17 protein-coding genes are annotated in these 21,991 nt (G+C 45.8%); 4 read left to right on the forward strand and 13 right to left on the reverse strand.

The window, feature by feature from the left end; all coding sequences use genetic code 11:
- Window positions 1-78: 78 nt before the first annotated feature.
- From NST94_RS26005 to xylA, 4 genes are all read right to left on the reverse strand, one after another.
- A complete protein-coding gene (locus NST94_RS26005; RefSeq protein WP_339281425.1) occupies window positions 79-1,629 on the reverse strand; it encodes a response regulator transcription factor in 1,551 nt (516 codons plus the stop codon).
- Window positions 1,626-3,413 (reverse strand): sensor histidine kinase, encoded by a 1,788-nt coding sequence (locus NST94_RS26010; RefSeq protein WP_339281426.1) that lies wholly within the window; start codon window positions 3,411-3,413, stop codon window positions 1,626-1,628. The genes NST94_RS26005 and NST94_RS26010 overlap by 4 nt, the downstream gene beginning before the upstream one ends.
- 207 nt (window positions 3,414-3,620) lie before the next feature.
- The gene (xylB, locus tag NST94_RS26015) at window positions 3,621-5,117 is read right to left on the reverse strand and encodes a xylulokinase (protein ID WP_076128710.1); all 1,497 of its coding nucleotides are present in this window, start codon (window positions 5,115-5,117) and stop codon (window positions 3,621-3,623) included.
- A 187-nt stretch (window positions 5,118-5,304) separates the two neighbouring features.
- Complete coding sequence (gene xylA, locus NST94_RS26020) at window positions 5,305-6,621, reverse strand: xylose isomerase (protein WP_076128712.1); 1,317 nt, start codon at window positions 6,619-6,621, stop codon at window positions 5,305-5,307.
- A 268-nt stretch (window positions 6,622-6,889) separates the two neighbouring features.
- On the opposite strand from xylA, the gene NST94_RS26025 reads away from it, so the two are divergent.
- Entirely contained in the window at window positions 6,890-8,050 is a 1,161-nt protein-coding gene (locus NST94_RS26025) for an ROK family transcriptional regulator (protein ID WP_076179356.1), read from the forward strand.
- Between the two features lie 192 nt (window positions 8,051-8,242).
- Window positions 8,243-8,443, forward strand: coding sequence for a hypothetical protein (locus tag NST94_RS26030; RefSeq protein ID WP_036680251.1), 201 nt, complete (start codon window positions 8,243-8,245; stop codon window positions 8,441-8,443).
- 138 nt (window positions 8,444-8,581) lie between these two features.
- Here NST94_RS26030 and NST94_RS26035 read toward each other — a convergent pair whose 3' ends face one another.
- From NST94_RS26035 to deoC, 7 genes are all read right to left on the reverse strand, one after another.
- Window positions 8,582-8,815, reverse strand: a complete 234-nt coding sequence (locus NST94_RS26035; RefSeq protein WP_076128716.1) for a glutaredoxin family protein — start codon at window positions 8,813-8,815, stop codon at window positions 8,582-8,584.
- A 32-nt stretch (window positions 8,816-8,847) separates the two neighbouring features.
- Window positions 8,848-9,789 carry a thioredoxin-disulfide reductase gene (gene trxB / locus NST94_RS26040; protein WP_076128718.1) on the reverse strand — a complete coding sequence of 314 codons (942 nt, stop codon included), beginning with the start codon at window positions 9,787-9,789 and terminating at the stop codon, window positions 8,848-8,850.
- Window positions 9,790-9,972: 183 nt separating this feature from the next.
- Entirely contained in the window at window positions 9,973-11,937 is a 1,965-nt protein-coding gene (locus tag NST94_RS26045) for a heavy metal translocating P-type ATPase (RefSeq protein ID WP_339281427.1), read from the reverse strand.
- A gap of 324 nt (window positions 11,938-12,261) precedes the next feature.
- On the reverse strand, window positions 12,262-13,401 hold the full coding sequence (gene aroB / locus NST94_RS26050; protein WP_076128722.1) for a 3-dehydroquinate synthase: 1,140 nt from the start codon (window positions 13,399-13,401) through the stop codon (window positions 12,262-12,264).
- A gap of 1,165 nt (window positions 13,402-14,566) precedes the next feature.
- Window positions 14,567-15,637 (reverse strand): hypothetical protein, encoded by a 1,071-nt coding sequence (locus tag NST94_RS26055; RefSeq protein WP_339281428.1) that lies wholly within the window; start codon window positions 15,635-15,637, stop codon window positions 14,567-14,569.
- Between the two features lie 210 nt (window positions 15,638-15,847).
- Window positions 15,848-17,140: a homocysteine synthase gene (locus tag NST94_RS26060; RefSeq protein WP_036680260.1), complete on the reverse strand. Its 1,293-nt coding sequence runs from the start codon at window positions 17,138-17,140 to the stop codon at window positions 15,848-15,850.
- Between the two features lie 311 nt (window positions 17,141-17,451).
- Window positions 17,452-18,129 carry a deoxyribose-phosphate aldolase gene (deoC, locus tag NST94_RS26065; protein WP_036680262.1) on the reverse strand — a complete coding sequence of 226 codons (678 nt, stop codon included), beginning with the start codon at window positions 18,127-18,129 and terminating at the stop codon, window positions 17,452-17,454.
- A 297-nt stretch (window positions 18,130-18,426) separates the two neighbouring features.
- Between deoC and NST94_RS26070 the strand changes: the two genes are divergently transcribed.
- Both NST94_RS26070 and NST94_RS26075 read left to right on the forward strand, forming a co-directional pair.
- Window positions 18,427-18,768: a hypothetical protein gene (locus NST94_RS26070; RefSeq protein WP_076099934.1), complete on the forward strand. Its 342-nt coding sequence runs from the start codon at window positions 18,427-18,429 to the stop codon at window positions 18,766-18,768.
- Window positions 18,769-18,778: 10 nt separating this feature from the next.
- Window positions 18,779-19,771, forward strand: a complete 993-nt coding sequence (locus NST94_RS26075; protein WP_076277142.1) for a ketoacyl-ACP synthase III — start codon at window positions 18,779-18,781, stop codon at window positions 19,769-19,771.
- Window positions 19,772-20,188: 417 nt separating this feature from the next.
- On the opposite strand, the gene NST94_RS26080 is transcribed toward NST94_RS26075, so the two are convergent.
- On the reverse strand, window positions 20,189-21,022 hold the full coding sequence (locus NST94_RS26080) for a prohibitin family protein (RefSeq protein ID WP_076128733.1): 834 nt from the start codon (window positions 21,020-21,022) through the stop codon (window positions 20,189-20,191).
- 105 nt (window positions 21,023-21,127) lie between these two features.
- Entirely contained in the window at window positions 21,128-21,901 is a 774-nt protein-coding gene (locus tag NST94_RS26085) for a hypothetical protein (RefSeq protein ID WP_339281429.1), read from the reverse strand.
- Between the last annotated feature and the right edge of the window lie 90 nt (window positions 21,902-21,991).

The following is a 21,991-nucleotide window of genomic DNA, read 5'->3' on the forward strand; positions in this document are numbered from 1 at the left end:
CTTTAATGTAAGAAAAAAAGCCACAGCTAAAGCTCAGGTTATACCTGAACTGCAACTGTGGCTTTTTGGGCTTCTATTTTAGATGTTTTTGCGAAAAGAACTTGGGGAGAGTCCTACATATTTACGGAACTTGGCGTTGAAGTAATCGGGGTTCATGTACCCAACTTTCTCGGCCACCTCATATACTTTCATGCCTTGCGCTAGGAATTGCTTCGCCTTCTCAATCCGCACTTTGTCCACATACGTATTGAAGTATTCCCCGGTAGTGTTCTTGAACATTTTACCTAGATATGCGCTGTTGTAATTAAATAACTCAGATAAGGTCTCAAGCTTAAGGTTCTCATTGTAACGGCGGTTGATTAGCTCCGTAATTTTTTTGATCTCATTCCCTTTGCTGCCACTGGACATTTGATCGGCGATCTCCGCCATGAAATTAACGGCCTGCTCTTGCAGGTCTGCCAGATAATGACTATGGTAGAGCTCACCGATCGGCGGGGAATGCTTAGCGGCATTGCTGCGAATCTCTGGATAGACCGGTTCGAGACGGGCCAACACCGTACTGAGAATCCGCACAAATGTATCTTTGATCTGCTGCTCCTCACTGCCCGCAGCCAGTAGCTCCGCACAGATCGTATCCACCAGCGGTTCAATGGCCGCGCGGCTTCCGGTTTCAACAGCAAGCATTAGGCGGCTCTCCGCATCCTGCCCTTCTTCGGTGTACGCCTCCGCCACTCCAGGAAACAACATACCGGAGAGATCGGCGCTGATCAGAATCCCTTTGCGGTAAAAAAATGCCCGGCGCAGCAGTTCACGCGCCACTTGAAAAGACTGTGCCGCCTCTTCTGGTCCAGCTACAGGGCCTCCCGTTGCTGCGCTGAAGTTGTATCCCTCGCGGCAAATTAAGGAAGCAAGCTCTTCCATCAGCCGCTCCTGTTCCTGCTTTCCTGGCAGCGGCTCTTGCAGCAGGAATCCAATATATGGCGGCATCGTGAAAAACATCCGCTCTTCACTGCTGCCAAAATACTGTTCTACCGCGGCCTTAACGGCCCGCTCCCCTTCCTCACTGCCGCCCGCAGGCGCGAGTAATTCGAGTAGGATCACTTCGACACGGTCAGATTTAAGACCCAGTGCTGCCGCCTGCTTAACAGGATCATTCTCCCCCTCCTCCGCAGTTGAAGGCTGCAGCAATGTACGCAGCAGGCTTTCGCGATTACGGGCAGGCTCCTCTTCATTCCAGCGGCTAAAGCGATCTTCCTGAGCGATCGTGACTCTGAGTTCCTCCAAATAGTTGATTAGCTCTTCCTCATCCACCGGCTTCAGTAAATAGCCGTCAATGCGGTAAGAAATGGCTCGTTTGGCATACTCAAAATCCGCATGACCACTTAAAATTAGCACATGGCTGGTCGAGCCTTCCTCGCGCAGCTCACCGATTAACTCCAGCCCGTCCATACCAGGCATGCGGATATCCACCACAATCAGTTCCGGATAAAAAATATGATATTTCTCCTGAGCTTGCAAGCCGTTGGCGGCCGTAGCCACCACCGTATACCCTAGCTCTTCCCAAGGGATTAGAGCCCGAAGGCCTTCCCGCAGCTTTGGCTCATCATCAACAATCAATACTTTGATCATAGATTTATGTCCTCCATTGGAATACGAAACGTAATAGATGTTCCTTCATTCATCCGGCTTTCGATATTCAGTCCAAATTCAACACCGTAGGATAACTTCAAACGGTCGTGTACATTGCGCAGCCCGATCCGTGCCTCTTCCTGCTCATCACGAACCTCAAGGGTATAACGGATCTGCTCCAGCTTGTCCGGAGTGATCCCGGCTCCATTATCGGTAATGGTAAAGACCGCATGATTCTGCTCACGCTTGATATTCACCGTAACCATTGCTCCATCCATCGTGTTGTCTAACCCATGAATCACCGCATTTTCCACAAGCGGCTGCACAATCAGCGGCGGGATGTAGAGTGATTCGACGGCAGGGTCTACAATAAATTGATATTTCAAACGATCCTCATAACGGAATTGCTGAATATCCAAATAACAACGAACCACTTCAAGCTCCTGGCTAAGCAAAATTTTACTTCGGCCTACCTCCAGATTACTGCGCATCATTTTGCCAAGAAGACGCACTACCCGTGCAATCTCCACTTGCCCTTTCATATGGGCCTCCATACGAATAGATTCCAGCGCATTGAACAAGAAATGAGGATTGATCTGGCTTGCCAGCATTTTAAAACGGATATCATTCTGTTTCTGTTCCAGCAGACTGTTCTGGTCATTAGATTCCTGTACCTCGTACATCAAATCGTTAATACTCCGCACCATAGAATTGAATTGACGAGCTAACAGAGCAATTTCATCTTTACCATCAATTTTTAATGAAGTGTCAAAATCACCCGTACTAACGCGGTTAATATGTCTGCTTAACTGCAATAATCGACGTGAAAATAACGAAGAGAAACTATATATGATTAAAAAGGCCAATAAAACGCTTACGGCAATCACGGTAATCGAAAGCTTAATCACCCGATTAGGTTCTTTGACTATACTATCAATAGAAAAAACAGAAATAATTCGCAGGGCGTTACGGCTGGCTTGTGGTTTAAGTTCTTCTATCACTATTTTGGAGGCTTCACCATCTACTTCTGCCTCATAGCTCCCGCTTCCTTGCCCCAAAAGCTTTGTATCAAAAGAAACATCTGCCAGTTTCTTTCCTGTCCGATCGCTCCGGTTCGCAGCAATGATATTATCCTGATCATCCACGATCATGGTATCAAATGATTCCTGGCTCAGAATTGAGGTTAGCTGGTGACTGTTTACATTAATAACGAGCACGCCAATCTTACTGGAGCCCTCCAGCTCGATTTTGCGGACAAGACTTAAATAATTCCGCTGATCACGCTCATCCTCTATATATTCCCAACCGACGAGGCTATCGTACCGCTGTGCTCTCTGATACCACTGGCTCTCCTTAATGGCAGACGAAGGATTGATCAGCTCCCAGTTGTTAAGCAGCGTAGCATTATCAGTGTATAAACGTATGTTGGATATGTCTTTATATAATCTTAGGTATTCACGCATATCAGTGTAATCCCGATAAGCCTCAACCACATCATAAGTGCTTACATACTGGCGTATGGCGAGTTTTTTCAGCCGGGCATCATTGGACAATCGATACGCTATATCTTGCGATACACCGATGACTTCTTCTGTTCTTTTTTTTACCCGATCTACGTTAATTGAAGCTTGCTCCAGTGCGTTCTCAAACGCCATGGTCCTCATCTCAATCGTAAGATAACCACCTACCAGTAATACCGGTAAAAGTGTAGTCAGTAAAAAAGCAAGCAGCAGCTTATTGCGGATTTTGATGTCATTCAGCACCTTAACAAACCATTGAAACATGGCCTTTCGCCCCCCGAAACCTTCACTATCTCATGTACAGGCTGCCACTACCATGGAGATATTCCATACTTTACAGAAGAAAAATGAAAACGGCAACATTTTTGAATATTGCCGTTCATCACCTCTATAAAGAAGATGGTCTTTAAAAAGGCCTTCCGCCAGATGCGAAAGACCTTTTTTATATCAGACAGATTGATAAATGGCATTTTATTGGCGATATGCAGCCAGCTTGTTATTCAATTCGCGGGTCTGGCCGTAAACTTCCTGATAGAGGTTGAATAGACCATCATAGATTGCCGTTTGTTTCGGATCTGGTTTATATACATCAGCAGGACGGATAAACGCTTCTGCACATTCCGCAAGGGATGTGAACCATCCGCTTCCATAAGCCGCCAGCATAGCTGCTCCCATTGCCGGACCCTGTTCACTTTCCAGCTTCACGATGGATGCATTGAAAATATCAGCCTGCATTTGCAGCCAAGCCTCATTTTTAGCTCCACCACCAATTGCAATGATCTCTGTAATCTCTTTGCCTGACTCACGTACAATCTCAATGGATTCACGCAGTGAGAAGGTAATGCCTTCTAATACTGCACGTGTAAAATGCGTCAACGTATGCCCTGAATCCATACCAATAAAGCTTCCGCGAATATTCGCATCTGGATGTGGTGTACGTTCTCCTACAATATAAGGTGTGAATAACAGGCCGCCGCTGCCAGCTGGAATAGAGGAAACTCCGCTTAACAGCTCATCAAAGCTTTTGTCCGCCGCAAAGGTTTCTTTGAACCACGTAAGGCTATGACCAGCAGCTAGTGTAACCCCCATAATATAGTAGGCATCTTTTTCACCATGGTTAAAGAAATGGACTTTGCCTTCGAGATTCAAATCTTTATTGCTTTCATAAGAAAGAACTACACCAGATGTACCAATACTGCACATGGTCCGGCCTTCTCCCAATACACCCGCTCCGAGCGCGCCACAAGCATTATCTGCACCACCAGCAAATACCTTTGTTGAAGATAAAAGACCTGACGCTTCAGCAATGTCCGGCAATAAAGTTCCAGTCTGTTCAAAGGATTCTACCAATCTAGGACAAAGAGAAAGCGGAAGTTCAAAAGCCTCTGCGATTTCTGCACTCCATTCTTTAGAACCTACATCCAATAGCAACGTTCCGGCAGCATCGGAGTAATCCATTGCATAATCACCCGTCAACCGATAACGAACATAATCTTTTGGCAGCAGGAACTGATGCGCCTGTGATAATACTTCTGGTTCATTCTCTTGAACCCACAGAATCTTAGGCAGTGTAAAACCTTCCAATGCTTTGTTTCTGGCGATATCGATCAACTTCGTTCCAAGCGTCTTCTCAATCTTACGGCATTGTGCAGTAGTACGGGTATCATTCCAAAGAATAGCTGGACGCAGCACTTGCCCTTCTTTATCTACTAGTACCAATCCGTGCATTTGTCCGGAGAAACTTAGACCGTCTACTTGAGACGGGTCTATGCCTGATACTTCAATCAGACGGCGCAGGCTGACCAGCGTGCCCTTTACCCAATCTTCAGGATTTTGCTCACTCCAGTTCGGTTGGGGTCTGCTTAGCGGGTAGGACTCGGAATGCTCAAAAGCCACCTTCCCCTGCGGGTCCACTAGAACAGTCTTCACTGCACTAGTCCCCAAATCAACACCTATAACGTATTTCATTTTTGACCTCCTAAAAGTTTTGTTAGCATAGACTTCATTGAATTACTTCGAGCAAAACTTACTTCGTAAGCATCTTGCTTAGTTTTTACTACAAAAAGGGGGCTGCCGAAGAATGCTCTCTTCAGCAACCCCCGTTGCATTTGTTCAAACTCGACTCAAAGCCTAAGCTTCAAGCTCCCTATAAGGACTACTCAGCCAAGATGTATTGGTTAAGGGTAGCTCTCAGGTATTCTTGACGTCCGGATTGGTTAGGACGTGGGTTCTCATTGTTCAAAGCATATTCAGCCAAAGAAGCCAATGTTGCTTTACCGGAAACGATGTCTGCACCAACGCCTTCTGTGAAGCTGCTGTAGCGTTTGTCAATGAAATCTTCGAATACGCGATCTTCGATCAATTTAGCAGCAACTTTCAAGCCTTTTGCGTAAGTATCCATACCAGCGATGTGTGCCAAGAACAGATCTTGTGGCTCGAAGGAAGGACGACGTACTTTAGCGTCGAAGTTAATTCCGCCTTTGCCAAGACCGTCATTCTTCAATACTTCATAAAGAGTAAGTGTTGCATCGTAGATGTTTACTGGGAATTCATCAGTATCCCAACCAAGCAGTGTATCCCCTTGGTTAGCGTCAAGTGATCCAAGCATGCCATTAATACGAGCTACACGAAGTTCATGTTCAAAAGTATGACCTGCAAGCGTAGCGTGGTTAGCTTCAAGGTTCAGCTTGAAGTGCTTGTCGAGGTTGTATTTTTGTAAGAACGAAATTGTTGTTGCTGCATCGAAATCATATTGATGTTTAGTAGGCTCTTTTGGTTTAGGTTCGATCAGGAATTGACCATCAAAACCAATTTCCTTAGCGTAATCTACAGCCATGCTGAACAGACGTGCAATGTTATCTTGTTCAAGACCCATATCTGTATTCAGCAATTCTTCGTAACCTTCACGGCCGCCCCAGAATACATAGTTGCTTGCGCCCAGACGTTTACCAACTTCCAGACCTTTCTTCACTTGTGCTGCTGCATGTGCGAAAACATCAGCGTTAGGTGTAGAACCTGCACCGTGCATATAACGCGGGTTAGTGAACATATTAGCTGTATTCCACAGCAATTTCTTGCCGGAAGTCTTCATGCCTTGTTCAAGGATATCAACAATAGTGTCGATGTTGCTGTAGAACTCACGCAAAGATGCGCCTTCTGGTGCGATATCTACATCATGGAAGCAGAAGTAAGGCAGATCCATCTTGTCCATAAATTCGAATGCTGCTTCAGCGCGAGCTTTAGCTTTATCAAGACCACTCAATTTGTCCCAGCTGCGAATTGCAGTTTCAGCGCCAAACGGATCAGAACCGCCAGCAGTTAATGTATGCCAATAAGCCATTGCAAATTTCAGATGTTCCTCCATAGTTTTGCCGGCTACGACTTCTTTAGGATTGTAGAATTTAAATGCATAAGGGTTGGTGGAACGGCTTCCCTCGTAAGAGATTTTGTTCACTGTCTCAAAATAAGCCATTGTGTAATCCTCCTCATATTGTGCTACGCTAGCAAGCGTTTACAGCATCATCTTAACACATCTTTTTGACTTTGTATATTGGTTAAACAAAGTTTTTTTATAAAATTTCCGCCTCTTTAAGTCTCCCTTGCCTATCCGTTTAATATTCAAAAAATCCAACAAACATAGATTTCCTCTTTTCTGCCGATGTATTGCAATTTCCAGCACATCACTCTAGACTAAGTGGCATACAACAAAAGGGAACTATGCTAAAAAGGATGTGTGATTCGTGAAGGTTACCGGAGATCAGGCGCTGGTCAAAAAAATCAATAAATCGATCGTACTACATACTATTCGAAGGAACTCTCCGCTCTCGCGCGCCAAGGTTTCAGAGATGACCGGACTGAATAAAGCTACCGTATCCAATCTGGTGGCTGAGCTATGCGCTCAAGAATTAGTGACTGAAGTTGGACCAGGTCAATCCAGTGGCGGACGTAAGCCGCTAATGCTGCATTTTAACAGCATGGCCGGCAGTGTAATCGGTATAGAGCTACGGGTGAAGCAACTGACAGCCGTCTTATGTGATTTAAGTGGTGGCATTCTTTTCGAAAGCGATTTCTCCCTGGACAATCATGCTCTGCCTTATGTACTGGAACGGATGAAAAAAACAATTTCAGACTTGATTGATAAAGCACCTGAATCCCCGTACGGTATCGTCGGCATCGGAGTAGGTGTCCCCGGGATGGTGGATGAGAACGGGGTTGTTCTTTTTGCTCCCAACCTTGGCTGGGAAATGGTCGACCTGCGGGGTATTTTGGAGGCGGAATTCGCGGTTCCAGTCACTATTGATAACGAAGCTAACGCAGGTGCACAAGGTGAACTGAACTTTGGGGCGGCAAAAGATGTTAGACATCTGCTCTATATCAGTGCGGGTTCAGGGATCGGATCCGGTATTATTATTGGCGGAGAGCTGTACAAAGGTGCAAGAGGATATGCCGGCGAGACCGGACATATGACGATTGAAGCACAAGGCAAGCCGTGCAGTTGTGGGAGCCGTGGCTGTTGGGAGCTATATGCCTCGGAGAAAACCTATGACCATTCCGAGTTCTCCCTCCCTGCTCATACTACACAAGAACTGGTCCGTTATGCAGCCGCTGGACAAGAAGACGCCTTGCGCCACTTCTCATCAATGGGTGAATATCTCGGCATCGGAGTAACGAATCTAATCAATAGCTTTAATCCAGAGCTGATTGTCATCGGTGGAGCCTTATCCGAAGCAGAAGCCTGGTTAGGGGAGCCCCTTCGCCGGGTTGTAGCCGAGCGTACACTTCCTTATCATAAGCAGCAGCTCGAGATTACCTTCTCCAAGCTGGGCAGCCGAGGCACGATGATAGGCGCGGGGTTCTCTGCAGTTATGCATTTTCTAGGCGATATTCGGGTGACCGTTTAATGTAGTCTAATGGACAACGTTTTGCGGGACAGTTTCACGAGTGAAATTCAAGAGCGGATAGAATTGACGTAAAATTGCCGCATTTAGGTGGATCAAAAGTGCAGTAAAAGCAACTTAAATCCTATATAATAAAGGATAAGTTAGTGTGACATTTATCACTACAACCCCTTTTTTGAAATGGAGAGCGAGTCCATGACCTATGTTGATACGTCTGATATCTCGGCACAGATGTTCATCACTGTGTTGCTTTTTCTGCTCATTATTGCCCCTTTGATCAGTCTCGGTGTGCTCCGTTTTTTTCAAGCCAAAAAGAAATCAGGATTCATTCTGATCGGCAGCGGTGTTGCTGTATACGTCCTATTTCAGATCATTACCTCTTTCACTCAAGCTTAAATTGAACTTTGCGATTTACATCATAAAAAATAGCCTGCGCATATTAGCGTCAGGCTATTTTTGTATACTTAGACCACAAAAAGATCACCTCCAAAATGGAAGCGACCTTTTGCAATTTCCTCACAGAAATATATTTAATTAAACAGTCGCCAATGCTTTGTCGAACTGAGTTTTATTCATCCCCACGATTTTGTGCTCACCAATTACAGTTACAGGAACAGCTCTCATTCCCATATCCCAAACCTGCTGCGCGTAATCATCATTCTGCTCAATATTACGCTCTTCATAGGCTACGCCTTTTTCACTCAAAAAGCTCTTCACCTGACGGCAATGTGGACAATTTGTTGATGTATATACAATTACATTTTCCATCATTAGACCTCCTATGGAAGATTACAGTTATGTTACAGAATAACCGCGCTATGTTCCAGACTTTCAATGTATTTCTCAGCATCCATAGCTGCCATACATCCACTGCCTGCTGCCGTAATTGCTTGTCTATAACGGGTATCCTGCACATCACCACAAGCGAATACACCTGGGATATTAGTTTCAGAAGTACCTGGGTTAGTCATGATATAACCTTCAGTATTAGTTGTGATTTGTCCACCCAAAAATGCAGTGTTAGGATGGTGGCCAATCGCCACAAACACTCCGCTTGCTTCAATGATTTCTTCTTGTCCGGTCTCATTGTTCAGCACTTTTAGTCCACTCACGCCTTTGTCTCCAGAAGTTACTTCCAGAGGAGTACGATTCAGGCTCCAAGCTACTTTAACATTATCGCGAACGCGATCCTGCATGATCTTGGAAGCACGTAGCTCTTCACGACGGTGTACCAGCGTTACTTTGGAGGCAAAACGAGTCAAGAAACCCGCTTCCTCAAGCGCAGAATCTCCACCGCCAACAACCACGATCTCTTTATTACGGAAGAAGAATCCATCACAGGTAGCACAGGTGCTCACACCGCGTCCCACATTATCCTGCTCGCCTGGGATACCGAGGTATTTTGCCGTAGCGCCAGTGGAAATGATCAGGGTATCCGTCGTAAGAACACCCAATCCTTCAACATTAAGCTTAAAAGGACGCTCTCCAAGTTCTACACTGTTCACCCAACCCGTACGGAATTCCGCACCAAAACGTTCAGCTTGTTTACGCATATTATCCATTAAGTCTGGACCCATAATTCCATCAGGAAATCCCGGGAAATTCTCCACTTCTGTAGTGGTGGTCAATTGTCCGCCAGGTTGAGGTCCTTCGATTACTAGTGGGTTCAAATTGGCACGAGCCAAGTAGATAGCAGCAGTCAACCCCGCCGGTCCGGTTCCAACAATTATTGATTTATACATATCTATATCCTCCTTGAGTTAGACGGCAGTGACGTCGCTTCTTATTTAAAATAATTATAATGTAGTCTTAATTATGCTAACTGAAAGCAAAAATGTCAATAAGCCAGACTCCCTCAGGGAAAAATCATTTGTGAACAATTTAATTTTTGGCAATAAATAATACACAGTAACTTCACTGACCACTTACCGCAACAATCGCAGCCCATTAAGAATAACCAATATCGTACTGCCTTCATGACCGATCACGCCAAAAGGAAGGGCGATGCCCTGCACAAAGTTACTGATCATCAGAACCGCGATTACTGTTACAGCAAAAATCATATTTTGCTTCACAATACGCTGTGAGCGCCGTGCCAATGAAATGGTCGAGGCGATCTCTTCAATATTATCATTCATAAGTACTACATCGGCGATCTCAAGCGCTGCACCACTGCCTTTCATGCCCATACCCATGCCAACAGTCGCTGTAGCCAGAGCAGGCGCATCATTCACACCGTCACCCACCATCACAACATTACCGTGCTCTTCACGAAGCGCCTTAATATGCTTTACTTTATCCTCTGGTAAAAGGTCGGCAAATACTAAATCTACTCCGGTTGAAGCCGCAATAACTTTTGCTGTAGCTTCCCGGTCACCCGTAAGCATAGCCACTTTAATCCCCAGCTCCTGCAGCTTCCGCACTGCGGCTTCTGCTTGTGGGCGAACTGTATCCTGCAATGCAATCATACCTGCGATATGCTCACCGTCCAAAATAATGGAGACAGTCTTCCCCTCTTCCGCCAACTGCTGCCGTTTAGTTCTCCAGAATGCAAGCTCAGAACTTATCGCAGACGAAGTCAGCTCATCCAGTAAATTGGACTTTCCAATTTTCCAGAGATGCCCGTCAACTTGACCTTCAATTCCCCAGCCAGTGATGGTTTTACTTTCCTGCACACCCCGCAGCTCCAGATATTCTTCCTCAGCTTTACGCACAATGGCTTCCGCCAATGGATGGCGGGACATATGCTCAATGGATGCGCTAATCGCCAGTAATTCTTCCCGGTTGTAGCCTTCAGCTGCAATAAAGTCTGTCACCTGCGGAGTTCCCTCTGTAAGGGTTCCTGTCTTATCAAAAGCTACAACAGAGGTCCGGGCCATATTTTCGAGGTGGACCCCACCTTTAAATAAAATCCCTTTTCGTGCACTTTTGGAAATGGCCGACAGCATCGCAGGCATAATCGATGAGACCAACGCACAAGGCGAGGCTACTACAAGAAAAACCATCGCTTTATAAAAGGTTGCGCTCCAGCTCCAGTCCAGCAAAAAGGGTGGAAGAAAAATAAGAGCCACAGTCGAGGCAACGACAACCCGTGCATAGATGGCTTCCAGTCTTTTAATGAATCGCTGTGAGTTTGGAACATCCGTCTCTGCTTCTTCTACCATCTTAATGATCTTGGAAAAAAGTGTGTTCTCTGCTGATTTCGTTACTTCAATATAAAGTGGACCTTCTCCATTGACCGTACCTGCGAATACTTCGCTGCCGGCACATTTTTCAACAGGCACTGACTCTCCTGTAATGGAAGCCTGATCTACTGCCGATTCTCCTCTGTACACCTTACCATCTGCAGGAATAAGATCCCCTGGACGTACAAGCAACAGATCTCCAATTACTAACTGATCGATAGCTACCTCGTTCATGCTTCCTTTCTCAATCCGCATGGCTGTGGCAGGTTTCAAGGCCATAAGTGAGGAAATATCCTTCTTACTCCGTTCCATCGTATAGCTCTCTAAAGCTCCACTAAGCGCAAAAATAAAGATGAGCATAGCACCTTCATTCCAGTACCCAATGGTAGCTGCGCCTAGTGCGGCCGCAATCATCAGCAGGTTCACATCGAGATCACGTTCTTTGACGAGCGTCTCAACGCCTTCTTTGGCTTTGTTCCAGCCACCAATGGTATACGAAATAACATAAAGTACTATAGAGAAAACTTCTGACCAGCTGCCCATAGCCCAAGCAAAAAGCATAAGTACTCCGCTGCCAAGCGCAGCCTGCATCTCGGAGTTGCTGAGCATGGCTCTCAGATCGAACCGGCGTTTTGGAGCGCCTGGTTTCTTCATGCTGCCGGAGATTGAGGTTTGCTGGGGTAAATGTTTTGATGTTGCTTGCATAATAATCACCATCCTGAAAGTTTTGTGTAGGATTACTTCATTGACTTCTCTTCGCAACAAAACTTGCATCGGGAGCATACGTTTTGTTTTGTCTAAATGATAATGAGAGCCATTCTTAAGACCCCTAAAATGACACATGCTGCCCCGGCTTAGCCGGGACAGCATGAATGATAACTATGAGTAGTGAGAATGATAATCATTGTTGCAATAGTACAACTATATTTCCTTAGTGCAACTTATATTTTAATAATACCACCTTGAACGAAAAAGTAAACCCTACCTTCCGGGCTATTCGTCATAAATTTAGAATAACTTTTTCCTATCTTAGCTGCGTATTTTATTTAAAAGCTCGGATAGGACTTGCTCTTCAACTGGCGTCGAATAAGCTCCACCTTCAAAAGACTTCATCGCTCCAATTCCAGCTTGGAACACAAACCGTATACGCCCTTTGCGAACCTTTTTATCCGTATACATCTTATCAATCAGCATTCTATTTGTAATAGTTGCTGGTATTTCAGTCGGAAGTCCCGCCTTCTTCAACAAAGCAATCACACGCTGAGTTTGGTCAGGTGTTACATACCCCAACTGCTCTGCCAGCTGCACCTGAACCGCGAGTCCAATCGCAATAGCTTCACCATGTAATAATTCATAACCACTTAAAGCCTCTAACGCCCGGCCAGCAGTATGCCCCAGATTTAGAATTTGGCGCAGGTTGCTCTCCAGTTCATCCTTTTCCACCACGCTATACTTGATCTCACAATTATGAAAAGCAATCCGTTCGCAAACCTCTCGATCTAATACAAGATCGCCTTCTGAGGAAACCACTCGCTCCATATTCTGTTCAAGAAACTCAAAAAAATCAGCATCCGCGATGCAGGCATGTTTGATTGTTTCAGCCAACCCACTACGAAGCTCACGTACCGGAAGCGTTCTCCAAGTGGCTAGGTCAATGTAGACCTTTTTAGGCTGATGAAAAACACCAATTAGATTGGTTGCAACCGGTGTATTCACGCCCGTTTTACCACCAATAGAAGCATCCGCTGCTGCTAAAAGGGTAGTTGCATAGTTCAAACTTGGCACTCCCCGACCAAATGTTCCAGCCAAAAAACCTGCCAAATCCGTTACCGCTCCACCTCCAATGGCAAGGATACAGCAGTCTCGTCCGTAAGAACGGCTTAATAGCCGGTCCTCCAGCTGTGCCTTCGTTTCTCGGGTTTTAGACTTCTCTCCAGCAGGGAAAGAAAATAACTCCGCTTGAAAATCATTCTGATGCAGTTGTTCCAGCAAGGCTTGTCCATACAGGGCTTCAACTTTTGAATCTGTAACAATCGCGAATTTGCTTACATTCTCGACAATTCCATGTTTCAAATCCTCGATCAGAGCGCCAAAAAGACCTTCCCCAATCTCAATATCGTAAGAATGATCTACGACCTTTTGCAGGCCAACTCTAAAATTTGTAGACATCTACAGCACCCCTATTCAGCAAGATGCTAATAAAATTCGAGCCTTCACTGTCATTATCCTGTTTATGTAAAATGTAAGGAGAAGCTGGAAACAAATGCGGAGGTTCCAAAACTAATGTTGTCTGTAGCTATTGGTGATAGTACAGAGGATCGGTGCAGATTAGTTTGAGTGCGGGGTTGAGTACGGAGGTTGAGCGCAAAGTATGAATACGACACGAGTGATGAACGTATGATGCAAGTTGCTCGCGTATGTTGCTACTATCGGACTCAGCTGACCCTAATCGCTGATTTTAAACACATTTGGTATTCTAACGGACTCCATTGCAGCTATTGACCTGAAAAGAACTAAATATGTACCTCTTCCTAACGAATAGTGTCTCTGGTGTCCGAAACCATGCTTAAAAAGCTAAAATCAGGCAAATAGCGTCATCTGGGTCCTTAAGCATCAGGGGGGTGAGGAGTGCGGAGGTTAGTGCCTAGTTTGAGTGTTGATTAGTTTAAGTGCAGAGGTGCACGATTAGTTTAAGTGCGGAGGTTGAGTGCGGTGTTTGGGCACATGGTATGAGTACCCGGTATGAGTACGGCGTTTAAATGCAAAGCATGAGTGCAGATTAGTTTAAGTACGTAGGTTGAGTACGAAGGTTGAGCGCAAAGTATGAGTACGACACGATTGATGAACGTATGATGCAAGTTGCTCGCGAATGTAGCTACTATCGGACTCAGCTGACCCTAATCGCTGGTTTTAAACACATTTTGTATTCTAACGGACCCCTTTGCAGCTATTGACCTGAAAAGAATCAAATATGTACCTCTTCCTAACGAATAGTGTCTCTGGTGTCCGAAACCATGCTTAAAAAGCTAAAATCAGGCAAATAGCGTCATCTGGGTCCTTAAGCATCAGGGGGCGGAGGTTAAGTGCAGACTTTGAGTGCTGATTAGTTTAAGTGCAGAGGTGCACGATTAGTTTGAGTGCGGAGGTAGAGTACAGTATTGAGCACGGAGGTTGAGTATAGTGATTGAGTAAAGGGATATATGTACGCTGTTGAAGCAGGTAGCTAACGACCAAAAAAACAAAGCAACGATTCTCCGATAACCGGATAATCGCTGCTCTGAAGTCTTTTTTCGATTCTTATATGAACTGCACCGTATCGTTCATCAGAAAAAGCTTACTGCCTTCCCCCGGCGGCAGTATCCAGCGTTTCTCGCTGCCTGGCGATCCAGATCAGGCAGGCCGCTCTCAGCAGCGCTTCGGTCCGCTGACCGGCGCTGCAAAAGATCCCGCTGAGCCCGATCTGATACAGATCGGCCAAAGCCGACGCCGCCGGTGTCCCCGCGGCGAGCACCACCGCCGCCGGCTTCACGCTCGTCACGGCGGCAAAGATCTTCCCCGCCGCCAGGGCGAATTCCTCCGCGGCGGTCTCTTCCGGCGCGTGCTCGCCCGCCGCGCCGTCCAGCACTAGGAAATCGGCGATACGCGCGATTTCCGCAGCGGCGGCAGGCTCCACATCGGGCGCGATCAGCGCCCCGATGCGGCATGCCGCCGCATAAGCGTGGCCGAGTGTCTGATCGGCCACGTCTTCGATGAATTCGCGCTTTGCAGCGAATTCGGCTGCGCTTGCGGTGTAGGCGACCAGCAGGTCAAGGCGGCAATCACCGCCTTGCCGCTGGCTCTCCGCCACCGCAGCGAACAGCGCTTCGAGCTGCGCGTCCTGAAGCGCGGCAAGCTTGGCGGGCTGCGCCACCGCAAGTGACTCTGGATGCAGCAGGGTGACTGCCGCCCATTCGCCATCCGGCGATTCGAGCAGCTCGACAACAGCTGCGCGCAGACGATAAGAGATTCGCTGTAGAAAGCGCGATGTTTGCAGTTCATCCTCACTAGATAACCAGTTCTCATAAAGACAGAACAGCTCTGGTTCCAGCAGCCATTCCTCACTCCGTATCAAACACGGGCCCGCTTGAACAGTCCTTGTTCCTTCCCGTCCAGCAAGACGTTCTTCTCTTCCTTCACGCAGCACTAGGAATGTCGATGGTTCCCCCGGCCGCTTAAAATAAGACCGCTTCAAAGGCTCAATGACATCCCTCTGCTCTACTCCAGCGATAAATTCTGCGGCAGCGGAGGCTACGGATCCAGCTTGGCTCATTTCCATTCCCACAGTCCGATCACCAGCCTTATACATGAACTTGAACGGGCGCTCTTCACTACTCCGCAAACCATCCTGCTGACGTTCACCCTTCATCCTCGCACCCACCCTTTATCTTTGGATTGCTGCCGGTATGCCAAGCTATATAACATAAGCGACCGACATTTCATTACCTACCTCACTTATAAATACGGGAGCCACACCTGAAATATGCAAGCGTTGCCAAATCCGATGAATATTCCAACTTTTTTAGGCAACAAAAAAAGCATTACCGCAGAGCGGTAATGCTTTTCGAAATATAAACTTCTATTGTTGACTGGCAGCAATAGCTTGCTCCAGATCATAGATAATATCATCAATGGACTCCGTCCCGATCGACAAACGCAGCAATTCCGGCGTTACTCCGGCTGTGATTTGCTCTTCATCCGACAGCTGTGCATGAGTTGTGCTCGCTGGGTGGATGATCAATGACTTGGAATCCCCAACATTCGCTAAATGAGAGAACAGCTTCACATTCTCAATCAGCTTACGTCCCGCAGCACTTCCACCTTTAATACCAAAAGTAAGGATCGCACCTTGGCCTTTAGGCAAATACTTTTGCGCCAATTCATGAGATGGATGCGTAGGAAGTCCCGAATAACTTACCCATTCCACATCTGAATGTGCCTCCAAATATTGCGCTACCTTCAGCGCATTCTGGCTATGACGTTCCATCCGCAAATGAAGAGTCTCCAGACCTTGCAGCAGCATCCAAGAGTTGAACGGTGAAATCGCCGCCCCTAAATCGCGAAGCAATTGAACGCGGGCTTTAATAATATAAGCAATCGGGCCCACCGCTTCCGTATAAACCACTCCATGATAGCTTGGATCTGGCTCCGTAAGACCTGGGAATTTACCGCTTGCCTTCCAATCAAATTTACCGCCGTCAACAATAATCCCGCCAATGGATGTACCATGTCCGCCGATGAATTTGGTTGCCGAATGGACAACAATGTCCGCGCCATGCTCTATCGGACGCAATAAATATGGACTTGGGAACGTATTGTCTACGATGAGAGGAATCCCATGTTCATGGGCGATCGCTGCAACTGCCGCAATATCCAGAACATTTCCCTGTGGGTTGCCGATTGTTTCTGCATACAAGGCTTTGGTCTTATCTGTAATCGCAGCACGGAAGTTCTCAGGATTATCCGAATCTACGAAATGTACCTTAATACCAAGCTTAGGCAGTGTTGTCGAAAATAGATTATAAGTCCCGCCATATAGGCTTGCTGCAGATACAATTTCATCCCCAGCGCCCGCAATATTTAGAATGGAAAAGGAAATAGCCGCTGCCCCGGAAGCTGTAGCAAGCGCACCTGCCCCGCCCTCAAGTGCTGCCACACGCTGTTCAAATACATCCGTAGTTGGGTTCATCAGCCGAGTATAAATATTACCGAATTCTTTAAGCGCGAACAGATCCGCTGCATGATCAGCATCACGGAACCCGTAGGAAGTGGTCTGATAAAGCGGTACAGCACGTGAGAAAGTAGTTGGATCAATTTCCTGGCCTGCATGGACAGCCAAAGTTTCAAACGACAGCTTGCGATCTTCTGACATAGGTATTTCCTCCCCTATAATTAAGTATAGAAATGATTAACAATTTTGAATTGTACCCATTCTCTCACAAACCACGTCATTTGAAAAGAAAAAAATCTCATTATTCCGGTGTGAATTATTGTACTTTGGTCAAATGCTTCTGCTAGTGTCCTCTACCTACTGGATAACGCTTTCAATATAAATTAATAAAAACCTCAACCTTATGTATAAAACACAATCGCTAATCAAGCTGATCGGTTAATAGTTTGAATCAGGACAGCGGCGAATGAGCTTGTCCTCCTCACTCGCCGCTTCCGATTCAGCCCTTCGGCTTAGTAATTGCTTTGGCTTGTTTCGCCTTTAGCAATCGCTACACCACCACTAGTTCCAATACGGCTTGCACCTGCTTGTACCATTACATGTGCATCTTCTGCACTACGTACACCACCGGAAGCTTTTACACCGATATTAGGTCCAACTGTAGCACGCATAAGCGCGATATCTTCTTTCGTTGCCCCGCCTGTAGAGAATCCAGTGGATGTTTTTACGTAATCTGCTCCGGCCTCAACAGATAGCTTGCAGGCACGAACTTTTTCTTCTTCCGTTAACAGACAAGCCTCAATGATGACTTTTGTCAGGGCTTTGCCGCGCGCTGCATCTACAACAGCTGCAATATCACGTTTAACCAGCTCATCGTTGCCATCTTTTAATGCTCCGATATTGATGACCATATCCACCTCGCCTGCACCTTTAGCGATAGCATCGGTAGTCTCGAATGCTTTGCTCTCTGTTGTCGATGACCCCAGCGGAAAGCCGATTACTGTACATACTTTAACCTCAGGCGTATCTTTCAGCACTTCATGGGCAGTAGCTACCCAAGCAGGGTTTACGCAAACAGAAGCAAACTTATAAGTTTTAGCTTCCTCCGCCAATTTAATAATGTCTTCTTTCCGTGCATCTGCTTTAAGCAGTGTATGATCAATGATCCCCGATAGTGTAATTTCGCTCATTTTTATTATTCCTCCATGATTTGGATAGTAGTTTTTTTCATCTCTGTAATCATACCAATAGAACTGTGCTTTGCAAAGCAAACAGGGTGGGCATGCCTACCTCAAACCTTAATTTGTGCAGATTTTATGGATTTTAAGTAGTTTATCATTCCCTAAATTATCTTTTAAAAAAAATAAAGGTTTAATCCCCTAAACTTTCCCAATTAAAAATACGATAATAGTCTTAGATAAATAGGTTTTTTTATCCTATTCATCAAAATTTTTCTTAGATAAAACTTAGGAGGAGATTAATCAAAAATGGGAAACTTCAATTTCGCCACAAATGCTGCCGATCAAAAACTGAATGTACAAGTGGAAGGAACTATGTCGCCAGAAGATGCAGGACGTTTCATTAATGAGTACAACCAAATCATAAGTGCATTCGACCCGAAACAATATGAGATCATCCTAGATTGCAAGACATTGAATGTATCCTCAAAGGACACACTTCCCATGCTTGAGCAATGCTACATACTGTACAAACAATCCGGATTTAAAAAAGTAACCTTTATTATTGCCAAAAGCCCTGTCCTAAAAATGCAGTTAAGCCGAGTGGCACGGGCAACGAAATTAGAAAATTACGAAATTATTGAAGCATAGGAGGCGTCACTTGGGACATATAGCGATTCGCCAAGCTGCTTATTACCACCCAGAGCATATCGTAGATAACGAATATTATCTGAAGCATTTTCAGAGTATGGGCAAGGACATCAAACGATTCCTAGAAGTCATGGGTCGCGACCGGAGATACATCGTAAAAGAACAGGGTGAAAATGCTCTGACGATGGGATTAAAGGCTGCCCAAAAAGTGCTTAGCGAAGCGAATTTGCAAGGTGAGGATATGGACATGATCATGTTCGCTTCACAGACGCCAGAGTACACCTATCCTACCAATGCACTTCTCCTACACCGTATGCTTCAAGGTAAACACCGGACCATTACGCAGGATTCCAATGCTAACTGCGCAGGAATGGTCTCCGCCGTGGAGCAGACAAGTCGTTATATGCAAGCCAATCCCAGCATCAGGTACGCACTCGTTGTAGGAAGCGACTACAGCTCAGTAAACTGCAATACAGATGATGAAATTACTTACCCTAACTTTGGGGACGCCGCAGCAGCAGTGATTCTAGAGCGCAGCAGTGAGCATGCAGGCTTCATAGATTCCCTTTATTACACCGATTCTGAAGGCTCCGAAAATATTATGTTCCCGGCCTGCGGCCTGTCGAATATTTATCAAGAGGGTATGACCCCAGAGCAGATTCGGATACGGTGGACCCCTTTTGACGGTACAGTGTGTGTGGATGCGGCTATAGCGGATATGAAGGAGCTTCTCTCACGCAACGGTCTGACTACGGATGATATCTCTGCATTCTGCCTTTCACAATTCTCACTGAAAAATATCGAGCTCATCCAAATCGGACTTGGGCTAACCGCAGAAAAGTTCATTTATGTAGGCGACGAGTTCGGCTACACAGCCACAAGCAGTCCTTTTATCGCCTTTCAACGCGGAGTCGAGGACGGACGAATTAAACGTGGCGATTATGTCTTCTTTTGGTCAGTTGGCGCTGGCTGGCAAATTCCTACGATGCTTTATCAATATTAATAGCATAAAAAGCCCTACTTCTATAGAAGTAGGGCTTTCCTATCAGAGGATCAGTTGTTGATACACTATGGGCTGTCCTTATTGCCAAACCCGGAATTATATAAGGTAAAATAGGGAGAATTATTGCGTACGAGCCACTATCGGACACAGCTGACCTTATAGGCAGCATAATTGTACATTTGGGAAACTATCGGACCCCATAGCCGCTATTGGCATAAAAAACACCAAATCCGAACCTCTACCTAAGGGATAGCGCCACTGGAGTCCGAAGCCATGCTCCTAAGCCTTAAAACTTACAAATAACATCTTCTGAGTCCGTAAGCGTAAAGGGATAATAAATACTCTGTTGAAGCAGACAGCTACGATCTCAATCACAGAACAGCAAATTGTGAAATAAATCAGAAACCCAATAATGAATTATTTAGTCAGGGATTGAACATCCACAAAAGGTGTGGCTCCCCCTGTTACAGATGGCAACACGCCGTTCCATTTTTCCAGCGCTTTCTCCTGAACCTCAATTTGCTTCAGCTGCACCAGCTCAGGTGTAACCTCTTGCTTCTTAAGTCTTAAAGATTCAGCCTCTGCTTGCGCCTGGGCGATTTTTTGCTTCGCTTCAATTTCAATCCGCCGGAGATCATTTTCGGCCTTCAATGCCTGCTGCTGGGCGACCTGCTTTGCTTCAATCGACTGGTTAAACGCCTCCGAGAATTTAAAGTTAACGATGTTAATATCGTTGACGATCAGGTCATATTTTGCCAGCCTAGCGGTTAAGTGCTCACTAATCTCACTAGACACTACATCACGACGCGTAATCAAATCCTCTGCTGGATATTTGGCTGTCACTTCTTTAACGATTTCTTGAATGGCCGGATTGATAATTACACTATCAAAATTACCTCCGATATTGTTCATCAGATTAAAGGCGGAAGCCTTATTTACGGAATAGTTCACCGCCACATGTGTGGACACGGGCTGAAGATCTTTTGAAGAGGCTGAAGTATCGGTCTCCGCCTTCGTTACCTGTGTATTGACCTGAATCACCGTCTGAATAAATGGAATTTTAAAATGAATGCCGGGTGACAATGTATTGTCATTTAATTTACCAAAGGTTTTGTATAAACCTACATGCCCATATTCCACAGATACAAAAGAGTTCGCGCCGATCAACAATACAATAAGCACCGCTGCAATACCGGTGACTATTTTTCCCGGACGCAGCTGTTTCAATTTCGGATTCATTTGCATATTCATCCAATACCCCTCCTAGATTATGGATAATCATTCAAGCTTAACCGTCTATACGGAGGTTTAGGGTAAATGGTCGCAGGAAATATTTCAACAGCAGTGGTCATGGCGTTACCGCTCTGGAATCAGTCCTTCTACGGTCAACCGGAATTTCTTGCTCTGCTTGTCCCCGATATTAGAAGCTTCATATATTCCTTCATCCGTTAGCACCACGGAGTCCGCCTTTAAAGCATCATTAACAAAAGTTATCTCAGCGTGATCAACATTCCAGCGGTAAATATAGGCACTCATTGGATTTCCATGTGCGGCTACACCCTCAAAAGATCCATCCTGATCAACATCCAGCTCTTTGGAATGTCCGGTATCAATTTGCAGCAAACCCGAGGGGTTACCGCTCTCGTCGATTAAATAATAGTTACTGAGCGAGTTATTTGCTCCTAGTCCCCCGGTGATTTTCAACACCTTTTCGCTAAACAGCCGCACTACTTCTACCTTAATATCCTCCGGTTGACGATAATTATAAGTTCCTATCGCCCCTAGACTGTATTGTCCTTTGGAAGTAGAAGTTCTGGCATACACATAGTCTTCGTCACTAGCCACCGTATACACACTCACTTTGACTCCTCTGAAGTCTTCCAGCTTCTTCTCTGTAATCAAAGTAGCGCCTGTGGGTGGAGCACTTAGTTGAGAGACTATGGGTATTGTATCCACCAGCTTCCAATCCAGCTTAATGAGGTTAGCAGCGGTGTTTGTTGGCTTCGGTCTTGAGATGTGGTAGTCGTTAGCCGATTGAGAGGGGGATGGGTCCACCTGATGTTGGCAACCTGCCAGTAGATTCATTAGAAGCAAGGCTGTCAGCGTAACGGATTTAAGTAAAGGAAACATCCTTGATCACTTCCTAACCTCTTTTTAAAAATAAATCTTTCACTAATCATAGATGAAGTTAGGCATTCAAATGTTACTTTTAGGAGGCGG

Source organism: Paenibacillus sp. FSL H8-0282 (assembly GCF_037963825.1).
Classification (GTDB): domain Bacteria; phylum Bacillota; class Bacilli; order Paenibacillales; family Paenibacillaceae; genus Paenibacillus_AQ; species Paenibacillus_AQ odorifer.